The organism is Anoxybacteroides rupiense (assembly GCF_014196195.1).
Taxonomy (GTDB): domain Bacteria; phylum Bacillota; class Bacilli; order Bacillales; family Anoxybacillaceae; genus Anoxybacteroides; species Anoxybacteroides rupiense.
This window is the reverse complement of sequence record NZ_JACIDF010000001.1, coordinates 684,442-700,501: the sequence shown is the minus strand read 5'-3', so window position 1 is coordinate 700,501 and position 16,060 is coordinate 684,442. Positions and strand designations below refer to the sequence as shown.

Sequence of the window (16,060 nt, the reverse complement as noted above, 5' to 3'; positions counted from 1 at the left end):
TCATATCACAAAATTTCATATAAGCCGATGGGGAAACATTCCTATTTCTTTTGGAGATGTGAGAGCGCTAACGCCCCTACTAAAATCGCTCCCTTAATAATATCTTGGGCATAGTATGGGACATTCATCATGGTTAAACCGTTTAAAAGTACACCAATTAAAATGGATCCGAATAAAGTGCCGATAACGTTTGGTTTCCCTGCGCCGAATACGGAAAAGCCGATATAGGCAGCGGCCACTCCGTCCATTAAAAAGGAGGCTCCGGCAGAAACTTGTCCGGTTCCGATTCGCGAGGCAAGGACGATACCGCCAAGTGCTGCGAAAAATCCGCTAATGACATATGCATATGTTCGATAGCGATTGACTGGAATTCCCGAAAGTCGGGCAGCTTCCCGATTTTCTCCTGTCATGTAGAATAAACGGCCAGGCTTTGTATAGGTCAGAAAGAAATGGGAAGCGGCAACAATGAATAACATGAGTAATACAGAGAATGGAATGCCGCCTACTTCTCCTTGGCCGATAAATAAAAAGGACGGAATAAACTTTCCCGGCGCCGTTCCTCCGTCTGGAAGGGGCATGTCATTGTAGATGGAAAACCCTTTTGTATAAGTGAGATGCACCCCATTGATGGCATACATGGTTGCCAGTGTTGCCAGAAGATCAGGGAGCTTTAGTTTGACAATGAGCAACGAATTTAATAGGCCCACTGCTATTCCTAATAAAAGCGGAACGAGAAGAGTGACCAAAATTTCTTGTCGATATAAAACGAGAGAAGCTGCACTCGCGATTGTGGCGAGACTGACCGTTGAACCGACGGATAAATCAAAGCCGTCGACAATAAGAGAAAATGTAATGCCAATGGCTACGAGTGTTACAATCGAAATGGACCGCAAAATATCACTAAAATTTTCATACGTCAAAAAACGATCAAGCGTAATGCTGAAATAAGCAATGACAACTAGAATGGCAAGCAATGTTCCGTGTTTATATAGAAAATTAAGAGGAGATCGCTTTACGGTTGAAAGCGTTGTTGTTTGTACTTGTGCCATTTTCTTCGCCACCTCCGCTGCTGTAATAGATCAGTTGTTCATATGTTGCTTCCTCTGCTGTAAAACGCTGTACAAGCTGTCCATCAACCATGACATAGATTGTATCAGCGATATCGAGCAGCTCTTGAAATTCATTTGTTAAATATAGAACGGCTTTCCTTTGCTCGGCCAGGGAGCGAATAATCGCAAATACCTCTGCTTTTGCGCTCACATCAATGCCTTTTGTTGGTTCATCAAAAATAAAAACCTCGCCGCCTGTTTGTAGCCATTTGCCAATGACAATTTTTTGCTGATTGCCGCCGCTTAGTTGCTTGACGATGGCTTGCTGGGAGGAAGGCTGGATATGGAGTGTATCGATGAGCTGCTGAGCCCTTTCTTTCTCCTGTTTTCTAGAAATCCATTGCCATTTTGCTAGTGATGATAGTAAACGGACAGTTAAATTGGTGCGAGTCGTTTCGCTCATAAAGAGTCCTTGCTTTCGCCGTTCTTCAGGAATAAAGCACATGCCGGCAGCAATCGCTTCTTTTGGTGAAGAAAACGTATGACGCTTTCCATGAATCAACCATTCCCCGGTTGTTTTCGTATGGGCAAATAGGCTTTCGGCTAGCTCTGTTTTTCCTGCCCCCACCAATCCGGCAATTCCGACAATTTCCCCTTTGCGAATTTGCAGATCAATCATCGTGTTTGTTTTCGGAATTTGCAATTGCTTGACTTCAAAAAGGATGTCCTCGCCGTATGTGCGTCGCTCTCTTTCTTTTCGTTGCTGAGTCCGTCCAACCATATGATAAATCATCTCTTCGATTGACAGCTGGGCAGCATCACCTTGATGGACGACGGAACCATCGCGCAGGATGGTTACCTGATCGCAAATTTCCTTCACCTCTTTGAGCTTATGAGAAATATAGATAAAGGAAACGCCTTGATTTTTTAATTGTTTCATAATCGAAAAAAGGCGTTTTGTTTCTACCTCGCTTAAGGCGGCTGTCGGTTCATCCAGAATAATGTAACGGGCAGAAGAGAAAAGCACTTTCGCTAGTACAATAAGCTGTTTTTCATGCAGCGTACACTCGTGAATCCGTTTATCAAGCGGAAGCGATAGCCCGATTTGCTGCAGTACTTGGGCTGCCCGCTGCTTTTGCTTTTTCCATGAAAGGAATGGATGGCGGGCGGCATGGACCAAATCATCAGCCACAATATTTTCATAGACTGTTAAAAAGGGGAATAGCGCTGTGTCGACTTCTTGAACCACTAAGCCAATGCCGGCCTTCTTGGCGGCCGCCGGATTTGGAAAGTTGACGTCTGTGCCGTCGATCGTGATAGTTCCCTCATTGGGTTGAAGATCTCCAGCTAAAATTTTCATTAATGTACTTTTTCCGGCTCCATTCATTCCTAAAAGGGCGTGAACTTCCCCTTTCTTTACATGGAAATTCACGCCATTTAATACGGTCACGCGATCGAACGATTTATAAATATTGTTCATGAAAAGCCCGCTCATTTTGTTTTCCCCTGTTCTTCTAATGTTTTCATCCATGGAGAGAGAGCGACGTTGGATTGACCCCAGCCAGTAATGTATTGATGCAGATCTCCCATTGTTACTTGCTGATTAGGCAAGTCTGTCTTTTTCACCAGATGTGGCTCGAGAGAATAAATACTTGGCGTTTTCTCACCTGCAATTTTTTGATAAGCAAACCGTACTTGGACTCGGCCGACTTCGGCAGGGTCAGTCGCGGTTGTTGCTACCCATGGGCTGTCTGGCTGCTGAATCATTTGCAAATCTTCATCGCTTAAATCAATGCCGTATACTTTGATTTCGGTACGGCCCGCCTGTTGAATGGCTCGTGTGGCTCCTTTCGCAAATTCGTCCCATGTAGCGAATACAGCATCGATATCGCCTTTGTTCGGATATTTTTTCAAAATCGCTTCCATTTGCGTTTGTGTGTCTAATGCTGTATTAGAGCTGGCATTGCCGAATTTAGCAATTTCTTTAATGCTTGGATACCGTTTTTTAAATGCGTCATAAATGACATAACGCCGTTCCATTGGTGTAAAACCACCGACCCAGATGGTAACAATTTTTCCTTCGCCATTTAAATCTTCTGCTAATGTTTTTAATGTTTTCCAAGCAAGGCTATAGTCATCTTGGTCAATGACGGTTACGCCGGGAATATTTAAGTCGTTGTCAAAAGCGACAACAGGAATGCCTTTGGCCACCGCTTTTTCAACCGGCCCTTTTAATGCGTCGGCTCGTCCGTGGTCCAAAAGGATGGCATCGACATTTTGCGTGATCGCGGTTTCTACATATGAAGCCATTTTCGTTAAGTCGTTATCAGCATTGTAAACTTGTACTTCTCCGCCAAATTTCTGCACTTGATCTTTTACGCCAGCAATATATTGAGAGGAGAAGGTACCGATCGAAAATTGCATAATGGCCGCAATTTTAATGGGTTTTTTTAATTGATTTGGAATAGCGGCCTGCTCAGCGGAAGCGGATTCATTGGCTGTATTGTTCGTCGCCTTCTGTTCCGTGTTTTCTTGTTTAGCCGCTGGTTTAGAGCTTACAGCATCTTGTTCATTGGTACAGCCTCCGAGCATGATGCCGAATAACAATAGGATTGCCAACAAAAATGTGTGTCGTTTTTTCATCGCTTGATTTCCTCCTTAAACAAAGCTGTCAGCACGCTTTCATAATGGCCGCTTATGATTCCTTTTTCAGTAATAATGGCTGTAATCAGCTCGTGAGGCGTCACATCAAAAGCAGGATTGTATACTTTTACTCCAGGAGGAGCGATTCGTGTTCCTGCCAGCTCGGTTATTTCTTCAGACGGACGCTCTTCAATCGGAATATCTGCCCCTGTCTTAGTCGATAAATCAATAGTGGACAGGGGAGCCGCTACATAAAAAGGAATGTTGAATGCTTTAGCGAGCAATGCCAAGCCAAATGTACCGATTTTATTGGCGGTATCTCCGTTTGCGGCAATGCGGTCAGCACCGACGATGACAGCTGTGATGTCTTTTGTCTTTATAGTTTGTGCTGCCATATTATCAGTGATCAGCGTTACATCAACGCCTGCTTGCATGAGCTCCCATGTCGTCAGCCGCGCGCCTTGCAAAATGGGTCTTGTTTCGCAAGCATAGACATGCAGACGAATTCCGCGTTCTTTTGCCAAATAAAGGGGAGCAAGCGCGGTACCATACCGAGCCGTAGCGATTGATCCAGCGTTGCAGATGGTTAAAATGCGATCTCCCTCTTGAAAAAGAGAAAGGGCATGTTCACCGATGGAGCGGCATGTGTTCTCATCCTCGCTTTGAATACGGATTGCCTCATGAACCAATGCTTTTTTGGCATCGGCGACAGACGAAACGTTCGCAATGCTGGCCATCAAGCGGTCGAGCGCCCAAAATAAATTGACGGCTGTCGGTCTGGCACTTGCCAAATAATCACGATCCTTTTTCAGAAGGTTGCGAAAATCTTCGAGAGAATTCGTTTGATAGCTGTGTGCCGCTAAAGCAAGACCGTATGCAGCTGTGATGCCAATCGCTGGAGCACCGCGAACCTTCAATGTGGCAATTGCATCCCACACAGATTGAATATCTTTTAATTCTAAATATTCAGTCTCATTTGGAAGCTTTTGCTGATTTAAAATGGTCAAATGTGTGTGATTCCATTCAACAGAACGCGGAATGGAGAGCAATGAATCCATATTCTTCTTCCTTTCGTTTAATGAGTGGCAGCAAATGTTTGAAAGAACAAAGAGCGTATTTGTTGCACTTCATGGATCGTCTGGCGATGTAAAATCAGTTGTCGCCCGAGCTGAAGGGCAAGCTGTTTGGCATGGATGCGCGTAGGTTGATCTTCGATTCCGTCAAGATCGGCGACATGAGCTAAGCCGATCGTGCGCCGGATGATTTCACAACCAGCAAAACCGACCGCATCGATGAGCGTTTGCTGCAGCACGTCTTGCAACAATCCTTCGGTTTTTGCATACGGTTCTACATTATGCTGTTCCCAAAGGGCAGCAAACGTGTGCGTAAATACATTCCATGTTTTTTCGATGTGAGCCAATAGCGGCTCATGTTCTGAACGGGACAACGCATTTAGGAGTAAATTGGCAAAAAATTGGCCGATATCAAACCCAAATGGGCCGTAAAACGCAAACTCAGGATCAATGACTTTTGTTTCTGTGTCGCTTGCAAAAATGCTTCCAGTATGTAAATCCCCATGAATGAGCGCATCGGCTTCCGTTAAAAATTTCCGCTTGAGTTTTGCTACTTCAAGATGAAGCGCATCGTCATTCCAAAGAGCCTCTACGTCACGGCGCAACTCCTCTTCAAAATTATTCGTTTCATGGTCGAAAAACGGATCAGTAAAGACGAGATCTTCGGTAATTTTACATAACTCTGGATTGATGAAATTTTGCTGCAGCTGTTTTTTCTGCTGCTGGTTCATGCCAAAGTCCGATGTGTAAAATAACGTTTTAGCGATAAACTCTCCAATGTGCTGGGAAAGAAGCGGATATGTTTTTCCAGCAATGAATCCTTTTCGAGCAATTTGCAGATGCGATAAATCCTCCATCACGGTAATCGCTAATGACTCATCTGAGTAGTATACCTTTGGCACGTATTGCGGAACGTAGTCGGCAAACGTGCGCAACGCATTGCTTTCAATGACAGCCCGCTTAAGCGTAAGCGGCCAGCTTTCACCGACCACTTTTGCATATGGTAGCGCTTGTTTAATAATGACTCCTTTCTTTGTTTGGGGATCGAATACATGGAACACAAGATTTAAGTTACCATCGCCAATTTCTTGACAAATGAATGGTGTTCCTTCCGGAAATAAGCCTAATCGAGCAGCAAGTGCAACCGCTCCCGATTCCGTTAAAGGCTCGTAGACGGATTGTTTAGAATGTGTCATCATTTGTACCCTCCTTATCATTCACTCAATCAATGAAACAATGAAAAAACCTCCTTCGCTTTTCGAAAGAGGTTTGAAGTCGGCTTCTCCCCTCTTATCTCTCAGCGTGTTGCTGCAAGAATTAGCACCGTGCTTAACGTTGGTTAAGTCGGTTGCCGGGCTTCATCGGGCTCGTCCCTCCACCTGCTCTTGATAAGAGTTTGTTCGGTTTTATTCGAATGTTTTTAACAATGCAAAACTTTTTTCAATTCGCTTGATTCGAATCATACATTCGATTTGCCAGTTTTGTCAACTGTTTTTTTGAAAATTTTTTTCGGCCGAAATATAGTGCTCAGGTCGGCGGTCTTGGAAAATAGGAATTTGCTTTCGAACTTCTTTCACTTTTGACAGCTGGATTTCGGCCATAAGAGAGCATGGATGTTCATCGGCTTCGGCGAGGATGACTCCCCATGGATCAATGACAAGTGAATGGCCAGCAAATTGATTGTTCGGATCTTTTCCAGCACGATTGCAGGCGATTACATAGCATTGATTTTCAATCGCGCGCGCTTGCAAAAGGGTTCGCCAATGTTCAAGGCGGGGCTGTGGCCATTCGGCGACCACAAACAATAACTCTGCGCCTTGGGTTGTATGGGCGCGAATCCATTCAGGAAAGCGAATGTCATAGCAAATGACTCCCGCGCACAACGTTTGCTCCAAGGTAAATAAGCCGCTCGATTCACCGGATTGTAAATACAAATGCTCATCCATGAGCTGAAAGAGATGGAGCTTGCTATATTCTCCTACAATGTCGCCGTCTCGATTGACGATGTACATGGTATTGGTGATGCCGGCAGCGGTTTTTTTGGCAATGGAGCCAGCAACAATACAGACGTTGTGCAGGCGTGCGAGCTTGCTAATAAACGATTTGGTATCAGCGCCATTCTCATCAGCAATGTCGTCAAGGCGTGCGAGATCGTATCCGGTTGTCCATAGTTCAGGAAGGACGATGACGTCAACAGAGCTTTGACAAACTTTTTCGATCTCTTGTTGAACGTGGCGTTTATTTTCCGCAGGATTTCCGAAAGCAATATCGAGCTGAAGACAAGCAATTTTTAATGTCATAATTGTTCACCCCAAAAAAATGTCTTTACAATTTAATTTTTACGATATATGATGTTTGACTAGAATTTCAAGAATTTTTTGAGTAGGTGAAGCAATTGAAATCATTTGTCCAATCCGAGTTGTTGCAAAGTCTTCCGAAGCAGTTTTTTGCTTCGCTTGTCGACAAAGTAGGAAAAGTGGTGGCTCAAGGACATGATGTGATTAATCTTGGTCAAGGAAATCCTGATCAACAGACGCCTCCGCATATCGTAGAAGCGCTGCAAAAAGCGGCGGCTAATCCAAAATACCATAAGTATTCTCCGTTTCGTGGCTATTCGTTTTTAAAAGAGGCGGTGGCTGCTTTCTATCAGCGCGAATATGGCGTTACGGTTGATCCTGAGAGAGAGGTAGCTGTCTTATTCGGTGGAAAGGCAGGGCTTGTGGAAATTCCGCAGTGCTTATTAAATCCGGGCGATGTTGTGCTTGTGCCGGATCCCGGATACCCTGATTATTGGTCGGGAGTGGCATTAGCGCGTGCAAAAATGGAAATGATGCCGCTTTATAGCGAAAACGGCTTTTTGCCTGATTATCGTCAATTGGATGAAAAGGTGGTTGAGAAAGCCAAGCTGATGTTTTTAAATTATCCTAATAACCCGACGGGGGCTGTAGCGACAGACTCGTTTTTTGCAGAGACCGTTTCATTTGCACAAAAGCATGGAATTTGCGTTGTCCATGACTTTGCTTATGGTGCGATTGGATTTGACGGGCAAAAACCGATCAGCTTTTTGCAGACGGAAGGAGCCAAGGATGTCGGTATTGAAATTTATACATTTTCCAAAACGTATAATATGGCTGGCTGGCGCATAGGTTTTGCGATTGGCAATGAAAGTGTGATTGCTGCGATCAATCTTTTGCAAGACCACTTATATGTCAGCTTGTTTGGTGCGATTCAGGAAGCGGCAGCGGTTGCGCTGCTTGAGTCACAGCAATGCGTGACGGAGTTGGTAGCGTTGTATGAATCACGGCGCAATGCGTTCATTGGAGCTTTACAGGAAATTGGTTGGAACGTAAGTGCTCCAGCCGGCTCCTTTTTTGCTTGGCTGCCGGTACCAAAGGGCTGGACTTCGGAACGCTTTGCTGATTTATTGCTTGAGCAGGCGCATGTTGTGGTGGCGCCTGGGATTGGATTTGGCGAGCACGGGGAAGGATATGTGCGCGTCGGGCTGTTGACAAGCGAAGAACGTTTGACAGAAGCGGCACGGCGCATCGCTAAGCTCGATCTTTTTCAGCAAGCGGTAAAAAAATAATTGACAATCTGCATGATCCCTGTCATAATTCGAATTAAATTTGCAAAACGAAAATTTCAAAAAAATGAATAGAAGCTGTCATTCTTATCAAGAGCAGGTGGAGGGACGAGCCCAATGAAGCCCGGCAACCGACTTAACCAACGTTAAGCACGGTGCTAATTCTTGCAGCATTATGCTGAGAGATAAGAAGAGTTGAAACCAAAGCCTCTTCTTATGGAAGAGGTTTTTTTATTGGAATGGGAGGGATGAGAATGAGCCAAGTCATCGCCACGTATCTGCTTTATGATGAGGCTGATTTGGAGAAGAAGGCAGAGAAAATCGCGCTTGGCTTAACGATCGGTTCATGGACTGAACTGCCGTTTTTGGAAAAAGAACAACTGCGTAAACATAAAGGAACGGTTGTGCATGTGCAACCGTTTGAAGAAAGCGAACGTGCCAATCAATATTTCGGAAAACGTTTGAAGCGGGGAATGGTCAAGATCGCTTACCCAAGTGCCAACTTCAGCGCCGATTTGCCCGCTGTTTTGACGACGGTGTTTGGGAAATTGTCATTAGATGGCGCGATTAAGCTGATAGATTTAGAGTTTTCTGATGATCTAAAGAAAGCATTTCCCGGTCCTCGCTTCGGCATTAAGGGAATTCGCGCAAAGCTGGATGTTTATGGCCGCCCGCTGTTAATGAGCATTTTTAAAGGTGTGATCGGGCGCGATTTGTCCTATTTATCCAAGCAGCTGAGACAGCAGGCGCTTGGAGGAGTAGATCTTGTCAAGGATGATGAAATTTTATTTGAAAATGAACAGGCACCATTCGAAAAGCGAATTGCGGAAGGAAAAAAAGTCTTGCAGCACGTATATGAAGAGACAGGGCATAGAACGCTTTATGCGGTGAATCTTTCGGGAAAAACGTTTGAGTTAAAAGAGAAAGCGAAGCGAGCGGCGGAGCTTGGCGCCGATTTGCTGCTGTTCAACGTGTTCGCGTACGGGCTGGATGTATTGCAAGAATTGCGGGAGGATGAGGAGATTTCCATTCCGATTATGGCGCATCCGGCGTTTAGCGGGGCGTTGACCCCGTCGGAATTTTACGGTGTAAGCCATCCTTTGTTGCTTGGCAAGCTCGTTCGCATGGCAGGGGCCGATTTTTCCTTGTTCCCGTCTCCATATGGAAACGTCGCTTTGGCCAAGGAAGAAGCAAATGGCATTGCCTATGAATTAACGAAGGAAGATGTATTTTTACAGACGTTTCCTGTTCCGTCTGCCGGCATTCATCCAGGGCTGGTTCCGCTTCTTATCCGCGATTTTGGCATCGACAGCGTCATTAATGCAGGAGGCGGAGTGCATGGACACCCAGAGGGAGCGGCAGGAGGAGGAAGGGCATTTAGCGCCGCAATCGCGGCAGTATTAGCCGGAAAGCCTTTAAGTGAGGCGGCAAAGGAAAACCATTCATTGCAAAAAGCAATGGCTTTATGGGGCACTCAAGAGGTGAAAGTATGACGAAACCGATTATTTTTTGTGATTTCGATGGCACGATTACGAATAATGACAACATTATAGCGATTATGAAGCAATTTGCTCCGCCGCAATGGGAAAGCATCAAAGAGGATGTGCTCGCGCAACGCTGCTCTGTTCAAGATGGCGTCGGAGCGATGTTTTCGCTTCTTCCTTCCCGGCTAAAAGAAGAGATTACGAATTTTATTTTAGGGACTGCCCAAATTCGCGATGGTTTTCGTGAATTTGTCTCCTTTACAAAGGAGCGAGGCATTCCGCTCTATGTCGTTAGCGGCGGAATCGATTTTTTCGTTTATCCGCTTTTAGAAGGACTTATTGGAAAAGACGCGATTTTTTGCAATGGTTCGGATTTTAGCGGGGAAACGATTCGCATTACATGGCCGTATGCGTGTGATGACCATTGCCGTAACGGCTGCGGCTGCTGCAAGCCGTCGTTGCTGAGAAAGCTAGCAACACCAGAGGCAACGAAGATCGTCATCGGTGATTCCGTTACGGATTTAGCGGTCGCCCAGCTTGCCGATCACGTGATCGCCCGTGATTTTCTGTTGCAAAAATGTGCGGAGCTGGACCTTGCTCATACGCCGTTTACGACGTTCTATGATGTCATGGAATCTTTGAAAAGGATGGAGGTGAGCGCATGAGCGATTTATTGAAGAAATGGGCAGAGCTTGCTGATGTCAAAGCAGAACTGGCTTCCCGCGATTGGTTTTTGGGAACAAGCGGGAATCTATCGATCAAGGTGGCTGATCAGCCGCTGACCTTTTTCGTTACAGCCAGCGGAAAAGATAAACGAAAGCAAACAAATGATGATTTTCTTCTTGTCGACGCTTTGGGCAATCCGGCTGAGCCGACCCATTTAAAGCCATCGGCTGAGACCTTGCTGCATGTGGAAATTTATAATAAAACGAACGCTGGCTGCGTGCTTCATGTTCATACGATTGATAATAATGTCGTCTCTGAACTGTATGGGGATGATGGGGAAGTCATTTTTACCGGCCAAGAAATGATTAAAGCGTTTGGTCTTTGGGAGGAAGATGCGGTTTTTCGCATTCCGATTATTCGGAATCATGCGCACATTCCGACGCTTGCCGCTGAGTTTTCGAAGCACGTCTCGGCAGATAGCGGAGCGGTGCTGATTCGCAACCACGGTATTACCGTATGGGGAAGAAGCTCCTTTGAAGCGAAAAAGTTTTTAGAAGCGTGCGAGTTTTTGTTTAGCTATCATGTTAAGCTGCTTATGCTAAAAGGTCACAAAGTATTCACTTCATAGATTTTAAAATGACAATGGAGGGATGAAAAATGGCAGTTATTAAAATTAGAAACACGGGTGAATGGATCAAAGGTCATGAGAATGTAGGGAGCTTTTTAGAAAAGCAAGGCGTTCTGTATGAACATTGGGATGTTAGCAAGCTGCCAAGTCACTTAAAAGAAACGTTTGTTTTGAGTGACGAGGAAAAAGAGGAAATTTTAGCGATTTTTAAAGATGATATTGAGGATTTAGCAGCAAGAAGAGGCTATAAAGCGTGGGATGTTGTCGCTTTATCAGATGCTACTCCGAATTTAGAGGAATTATTGAAGAAATTTGAACAAGTGCATATCCATACGGAGGATGAAGTACGCGCCATCGTCGCGGGACACGGCATTTTCATTATTAAAGGCGACGAACAAACAGGATATTTTGAAGTGCAGCTGGAAGCTGGCGATGTTATTTCCGTTCCAGAAGGAAATCCGCATTTCTTCACATTAATGGAAGACCGCCAAGTGGTAGCTGTTCGTTTGTTTATTGATCCATCTGGCTGGGTTGCCCATCCTTATGAGGAAAAAGAAGAAGCTGTTCAATAACCAAAAAGCGCAGGAATCTTAAGCGATTCTTGCGCTTTTTGATGGATGGAATCGATTCGATTCGCCGAGAGGTTTTCTAGCACTGAAACGAATGGCAGAAGAACGTACGGAATGGACGACGTAGATCGGGGCGTTTCATTGACAAAGAGAGGATTTTTCGCTACAATGGCTTCGAATTCGACCGATAAAGGATTTGATGACAAGTGGCGGATAGAGAGGAAATTTTGCAATCATTAAAGCTATTTATTGTGCTGTCAAGAGCGTACCGTGCTGTTAATGATCAAGTAAATAAATCCATTCAGTCGTTCGGCGTGAACCCTACGGAGTTTGCTGTGTTGGAATTGCTATATCATAAGGGGGATCAGCCATTGCAGCAAATTGGCGGGAAAATTTTACTGGCAAGCGGCAGCATCACATATGTTGTCGATAAATTAGAGCAAAAAGGGCTGATTATGCGCAAAGCATGTGAAAAGGATCGCCGTGTAACTTATGCTTCGATTACGGATAAAGGAAAAGCTTTTATTGAAAAGGTATTTCCGGAGCATGAACAAACGATCCATGAAACACTTTCCGGATTAACGACTGAAGAGAAAGAACAGGTTATTGAATTATTGAAAAAAATGGGATACGGTGCGAAACAGCAATAAGTACGGATGGTGAAAGCGCCAGCGGATCAAAGATTCGCTGGCGCTTTTTTATAATGGGTGGCAGGCGCGCGTTCTTTTTTGATAAAGAGAGAGGAGGGACTATAGATAAAAGATAAAGAGAGGGAGAAACCCCTCTTTTTTGGATTAAGCTGACAGTCTTTTTTTCGCGTTTTTTTCTTTGTCTACTGCTTTTTTTACAAGCGGATAAAAAATGATGCCGCTTGCGAGCAACGCAACGCCAAGCATAAAGGTTTTGATGTCAGATGTTCCCGCGATAATGACCCAAATGGAATAAATAGTGGCCAGTGCTGCAATGACTCCATCCGTGATTCGCTGCTTTGTATTGGTTTCATATGTCTCTCCTGTCCATGTGAGCTTGAGCTGAAAGACAGAAGCGATAAAGTAAGGAACAAGATAAGCGAGTGTCGCAATATAAATGACAAAATCAAATGCAGCTGACATCGAATGAGAGATCGTTGAGAAAATGAAAATTTGCGCTAATCCATTTGACAAAACTAAAGCGAGTTTCGGCATTCCTTTTTTGTTTTCTTTTAAGAAGGCAGGGATAAATAATCCTTGCTTCGCGGCTTGATATGGAACTTCCGCGCTTAATAGCACCCAGCCGAGCGTCGAGCCAAGAAGGCTGATGAGGCCAAGTCCAGCTAAGATGTATGCGCCGCTTGGTCCTAAAATGGTTTGAATCGCATCCACTAAAGGCTTCTCTGAATGAATCAACTGTTTTTGCGGAAGCAAGCCCATTACAAGCACACTTATGCCAATGTAAATGATGAGAGCAATCAGCAAACCAAGAATGGTTGCCCGTTTGACATCTGTTTGCTTGCGTGCACGTGAAGCGAACACAATCGCAGATTCCACTCCGACAAATGCCCATAATGTCGCAACGGCCGCGCCGGTCACTTGCCCGAACAGGCTAACGGAATGGCCTGCTTCATCGTAACGCGGAGCGACGATAGAGCCGATGTTGCTTTTATCAAATGCAAATAAGCTTATGGCAATAAATAAAAAGAAGCCGAGTACCTTTGCCGAAGTGGCTATGAAATTTAGTTTTCCGGCTCCCTCGATGCCGCGCAAAATAATAAAGTGCATTCCCCATAACAGAGCGGTACAAACCATAAATGTAAGGAGGTTGCCGAGTTTGATCGGTGTAGCGCCTACCATAAATACGGTTTGTTTGCTTGTTAAAATCGGAAAGAATGTGGATAAATAACTCGTAAATGTCGTAATAATGGCCACGTTTCCAGCAAAATTTCCAATCCAATAGCCCCAGGAAGACATAAATCCCGATAAAACCGAGGCGTTTGATCTCTTTGGAAACAATTCCTTCGCGTAAATTTGCGGCCCGCCATTTAATTCAGGCTTGCGAATCGCTAAATTGCCAAAGACAAGAGCGGTCATTAGCACTCCGCCACCTGTTAATAGCCAAGCTAAAATGACCCCTAAAGGGCTCGCGGCTTCTGAAAGTGAACGAGGAAGCATAAAAATTCCTGATCCAACCATATTCCCAACGACAAGCGCCGTTAATACCCAGAGACCTAGTTTATTTTGCTGCAATATAACCCCTACTCCTTTCTGATTTGCGCATTTATCAAAAAAAAATACACCCTTAAGTTTTCAACGGGTGCATGTGACATCCGCATCTAACTTAATGTAGATAGCGCTCCATCGCTTCCATTAAGCGATGGCAGTCCTGACTCTATTCGAATGCAGGCCCAGCTTGCGGCGCCAGAGTACGCTGCAAACTTCGGCAATGAATCCTTTCATTTGAAGTCATCGGTTCCTCTGTCCCTCATTCAAACTACTTTTATCCATTGCAACCTCTATCTCATCTAAGTTGACGAGAAGAAAAAATATTCAATTACCTTGATAATCATACACGATTCGACAATATTCGTCAATATGCTTTTATCTGAAGCATGAACAGGAATTTTTAGCAAACAAGTGGAATATAACTAAGGTTAGAAATTTTTGAGGAAAAGGAAGGGATGGATTTGAAGTTTTCCGAGTTTCTATATAAACGCCCTGACATGGAAAAACTAAAGACAGAATTTCAAGCGGCATTGCAGGCGTTTCAGCAGGCCCTGCATGCGGAAGAGCAGGATGAAGCGATGAAGCAAATCAATAAACTGCGCAACGAATTTAGCACGATGGCGCAAATTTGCTATATTCGCCATACGGTTGATACAAATGATGACTTTTATAAGCAGGAGCAAGATTTTTTCGATGAGGTGGATCCGATTGTCAAAGGCTTTGTCAACGAATATTATGAGGCGCTCGTCGCCTCCCGATTTCGTTCAGAGCTCGAAAAACGCTGGGGAAAACAGTTATTTGCACTTGCGGAAACAGAGCTTAAAACGTTTTCTCCTGAGATTGTCGCGGATTTACAGTTAGAAAATAAGCTAGCAAGCGAGTATACGAAATTGGTAGCCTCCGCAAAAATTTTATTTGAAGGACAAGAATACACGTTGGCACAGCTGCAGCCGTTTGTGGAGTCGCCTGATCGGCAAATGCGGAAGCGGGCAAATGAAGCGCGATTTGCCTTTTTTGAAACGCATGAGGAACAATTTGACCATATTTACGATCAGCTTGTCAAAGTGCGTACAAGCATTGCAAAAAAACTAGGGTTTAACAACTTTGTTGAACTTGGATATGCAAGGTTGGGACGGACCGATTATAATGCTGAAATGGTTGCGCGATTCCGTGAGCAGGTGAAAGCTTATATTGTGCCGTTAGCAGAAAAGCTGTATGAACGCCAGAGGAAAAGAATTGGCGTCGAGAAGTTGAAATATTACGATGAAGCATTTTCATTCCCGACGGGCAATCCGACTCCAAAAGGGGATGCAAAGTGGATTATCGAAAACGGCCGAAAAATGTATGAAGAGCTGTCACCAGAAACAGGCGAGTTTTTCCGGTTTATGATTAAAAATGAATTGATGGATCTTTTGGCCAAAAAAGGGAAAGCAAGCGGTGGTTACTGCACATATATAGAAGAATATAAAGCGCCATTTATTTTTTCGAATTTTACTGGTACGTCCGGCGATATTGATGTTCTCACCCATGAAGCGGGCCACGCTTTTCAAGTGTATGAAAGCCGCCATTACGAAATTCCAGAGTATAATTGGCCGACGTTAGAGGCGTGTGAAATCCATTCCATGAGCATGGAGTTTTTCACATGGCCATGGATGGAGCTGTTCTTTAAAGAAGATACGAAAAAATATCAATTTCATCATTTAAGCTCGGCTGTGCTGTTTCTGCCATACGGGGTGGCGGTTGATGAATTCCAGCACTTCGTTTATGAAAATCCGGAGGCAACACCAGCGGAACGGAAGAGAAAATGGCGGGAAATCGAACGAAAATACATGCCAACAAGGGATTACGATGGCCATGATTATTTGGAGCGCGGCGGTTTTTGGCAACGGCAAAGCCATATTTATACAACGGCTTTTTATTATATTGACTATACCCTTGCGCAAATGTGTGCGTTTCAGTTTTGGAAGCGTTCAAGAGAAAATTATCAGGAAGCGTGGCGCGATTATTTAACGCTTTGCCGTGAGGGAGGAAGCAAGTCATTTACCAAACTTGTACAAGTCGCTCATTTAATATCGCCATTTGCAGATGGTTGCGTTCAGTCGGTTATGGAAGAAATTGAGCAGTGGTTGAACAGCGTGGACGACAAACAGCTGTGAAAAATGGGAGG

The 16,060-nt window shown here is 44.5% G+C and carries 14 protein-coding genes and 3 riboswitches; of the genes, 7 read left to right on the top strand and 7 right to left on the bottom strand.

Annotated elements, in window-relative coordinates:
* Positions 1-41: 41 nt before the first annotated feature.
* From GGQ95_RS03320 to GGQ95_RS03295, 6 genes are all read right to left on the bottom strand, one after another.
* Positions 42-1,049, bottom strand: a complete 1,008-nt coding sequence (locus tag GGQ95_RS03320; RefSeq protein ID WP_066146926.1) for an ABC transporter permease — start codon at positions 1,047-1,049, stop codon at positions 42-44.
* Positions 997-2,544 (bottom strand): sugar ABC transporter ATP-binding protein, encoded by a 1,548-nt coding sequence (locus GGQ95_RS03315; protein ID WP_183186317.1) that lies wholly within the window; start codon positions 2,542-2,544, stop codon positions 997-999. Before GGQ95_RS03315 ends, GGQ95_RS03320 begins: the two co-directional genes overlap by 53 nt.
* Complete coding sequence (locus tag GGQ95_RS03310; protein WP_080862837.1) at positions 2,541-3,692, bottom strand: sugar ABC transporter substrate-binding protein; 1,152 nt, start codon at positions 3,690-3,692, stop codon at positions 2,541-2,543. Before GGQ95_RS03310 ends, GGQ95_RS03315 begins: the two co-directional genes overlap by 4 nt.
* Positions 3,689-4,750 carry an S-methyl-5-thioribose-1-phosphate isomerase gene (gene mtnA, locus GGQ95_RS03305; protein WP_066146932.1) on the bottom strand — a complete coding sequence of 354 codons (1,062 nt, stop codon included), beginning with the start codon at positions 4,748-4,750 and terminating at the stop codon, positions 3,689-3,691. Before mtnA ends, GGQ95_RS03310 begins: the two co-directional genes overlap by 4 nt.
* Positions 4,751-4,767: 17 nt before the next feature.
* Entirely contained in the window at positions 4,768-5,961 is a 1,194-nt protein-coding gene (mtnK, locus tag GGQ95_RS03300) for an S-methyl-5-thioribose kinase (RefSeq protein WP_183186351.1), read from the bottom strand.
* A gap of 91 nt (positions 5,962-6,052) precedes the next feature.
* Positions 6,053-6,160: riboswitch (SAM riboswitch) on the bottom strand.
* Between the two features lie 89 nt (positions 6,161-6,249).
* Entirely contained in the window at positions 6,250-7,065 is an 816-nt protein-coding gene (locus tag GGQ95_RS03295; RefSeq protein ID WP_159719539.1) for a carbon-nitrogen family hydrolase, read from the bottom strand.
* 95 nt (positions 7,066-7,160) lie between these two features.
* On the opposite strand from GGQ95_RS03295, the gene GGQ95_RS03290 reads away from it, so the two are divergent.
* The 6 genes from GGQ95_RS03290 (at position 7,161) to GGQ95_RS03265 (ending at position 12,345) form a co-directional block, all read left to right on the top strand.
* Complete coding sequence (locus tag GGQ95_RS03290) at positions 7,161-8,351, top strand: pyridoxal phosphate-dependent aminotransferase (protein ID WP_159719540.1); 1,191 nt, start codon at positions 7,161-7,163, stop codon at positions 8,349-8,351.
* Positions 8,352-8,432: 81 nt separating this feature from the next.
* A riboswitch (SAM riboswitch) is annotated at positions 8,433-8,540 on the top strand.
* 62 nt (positions 8,541-8,602) lie between these two features.
* Entirely contained in the window at positions 8,603-9,841 is a 1,239-nt protein-coding gene (gene mtnW, locus GGQ95_RS03285) for a 2,3-diketo-5-methylthiopentyl-1-phosphate enolase (protein ID WP_183186316.1), read from the top strand.
* Positions 9,838-10,497 (top strand): 2-hydroxy-3-keto-5-methylthiopentenyl-1-phosphate phosphatase, encoded by a 660-nt coding sequence (locus GGQ95_RS03280; protein WP_183186315.1) that lies wholly within the window; start codon positions 9,838-9,840, stop codon positions 10,495-10,497. The genes mtnW and GGQ95_RS03280 overlap by 4 nt, the downstream gene beginning before the upstream one ends.
* The gene (locus GGQ95_RS03275; protein ID WP_183186314.1) at positions 10,494-11,126 is read left to right on the top strand and encodes a methylthioribulose 1-phosphate dehydratase; all 633 of its coding nucleotides are present in this window, start codon (positions 10,494-10,496) and stop codon (positions 11,124-11,126) included. The genes GGQ95_RS03280 and GGQ95_RS03275 overlap by 4 nt, the downstream gene beginning before the upstream one ends.
* Before the next feature lie 29 nt (positions 11,127-11,155).
* Positions 11,156-11,698, top strand: coding sequence for an acireductone dioxygenase (gene mtnD / locus GGQ95_RS03270; protein ID WP_066146944.1), 543 nt, complete (start codon positions 11,156-11,158; stop codon positions 11,696-11,698).
* Between the two features lie 203 nt (positions 11,699-11,901).
* Positions 11,902-12,345, top strand: coding sequence for a MarR family winged helix-turn-helix transcriptional regulator (locus GGQ95_RS03265; RefSeq protein ID WP_044746716.1), 444 nt, complete (start codon positions 11,902-11,904; stop codon positions 12,343-12,345).
* A 144-nt stretch (positions 12,346-12,489) separates the two neighbouring features.
* Here GGQ95_RS03265 and GGQ95_RS03260 read toward each other — a convergent pair whose 3' ends face one another.
* On the bottom strand, positions 12,490-13,917 hold the full coding sequence (locus tag GGQ95_RS03260) for an amino acid permease (RefSeq protein ID WP_159719544.1): 1,428 nt from the start codon (positions 13,915-13,917) through the stop codon (positions 12,490-12,492).
* A 93-nt stretch (positions 13,918-14,010) separates the two neighbouring features.
* Positions 14,011-14,194, bottom strand: a riboswitch (Lysine riboswitch).
* Between the two features lie 160 nt (positions 14,195-14,354).
* Between GGQ95_RS03260 and GGQ95_RS03255 the strand changes: the two genes are divergently transcribed.
* Complete coding sequence (locus tag GGQ95_RS03255; RefSeq protein ID WP_183186350.1) at positions 14,355-16,049, top strand: M3 family oligoendopeptidase; 1,695 nt, start codon at positions 14,355-14,357, stop codon at positions 16,047-16,049.
* Positions 16,050-16,060 lie beyond the last annotated feature (11 nt).

What these genes read in the sequence shown, in the direction of transcription:
- mtnA (WP_066146932.1), bottom strand. Translation starts at nt 4,750, where the DNA reads ATGGATTCATTGCTCTCCATTCCGCGTTCTGTTGAATGGAATCACACA.
- mtnD (WP_066146944.1), top strand. Translation starts at nt 11,156, where the DNA reads ATGGCAGTTATTAAAATTAGAAACACGGGTGAATGGATCAAAGGTCAT.
- GGQ95_RS03295 (WP_159719539.1), bottom strand. Translation starts at nt 7,065, where the DNA reads ATGACATTAAAAATTGCTTGTCTTCAGCTCGATATTGCTTTCGGAAAT.
- GGQ95_RS03275 (WP_183186314.1), top strand. Translation starts at nt 10,494, where the DNA reads ATGAGCGATTTATTGAAGAAATGGGCAGAGCTTGCTGATGTCAAAGCA.
- mtnK (WP_183186351.1), bottom strand. Translation starts at nt 5,961, where the DNA reads ATGACACATTCTAAACAATCCGTCTACGAGCCTTTAACGGAATCGGGA.
- mtnW (WP_183186316.1), top strand. Translation starts at nt 8,603, where the DNA reads ATGAGCCAAGTCATCGCCACGTATCTGCTTTATGATGAGGCTGATTTG.
- GGQ95_RS03280 (WP_183186315.1), top strand. Translation starts at nt 9,838, where the DNA reads ATGACGAAACCGATTATTTTTTGTGATTTCGATGGCACGATTACGAAT.
- GGQ95_RS03315 (WP_183186317.1), bottom strand. Translation starts at nt 2,544, where the DNA reads ATGAGCGGGCTTTTCATGAACAATATTTATAAATCGTTCGATCGCGTG.
- GGQ95_RS03320 (WP_066146926.1), bottom strand. Translation starts at nt 1,049, where the DNA reads ATGGCACAAGTACAAACAACAACGCTTTCAACCGTAAAGCGATCTCCT.
- GGQ95_RS03310 (WP_080862837.1), bottom strand. Translation starts at nt 3,692, where the DNA reads ATGAAAAAACGACACACATTTTTGTTGGCAATCCTATTGTTATTCGGC.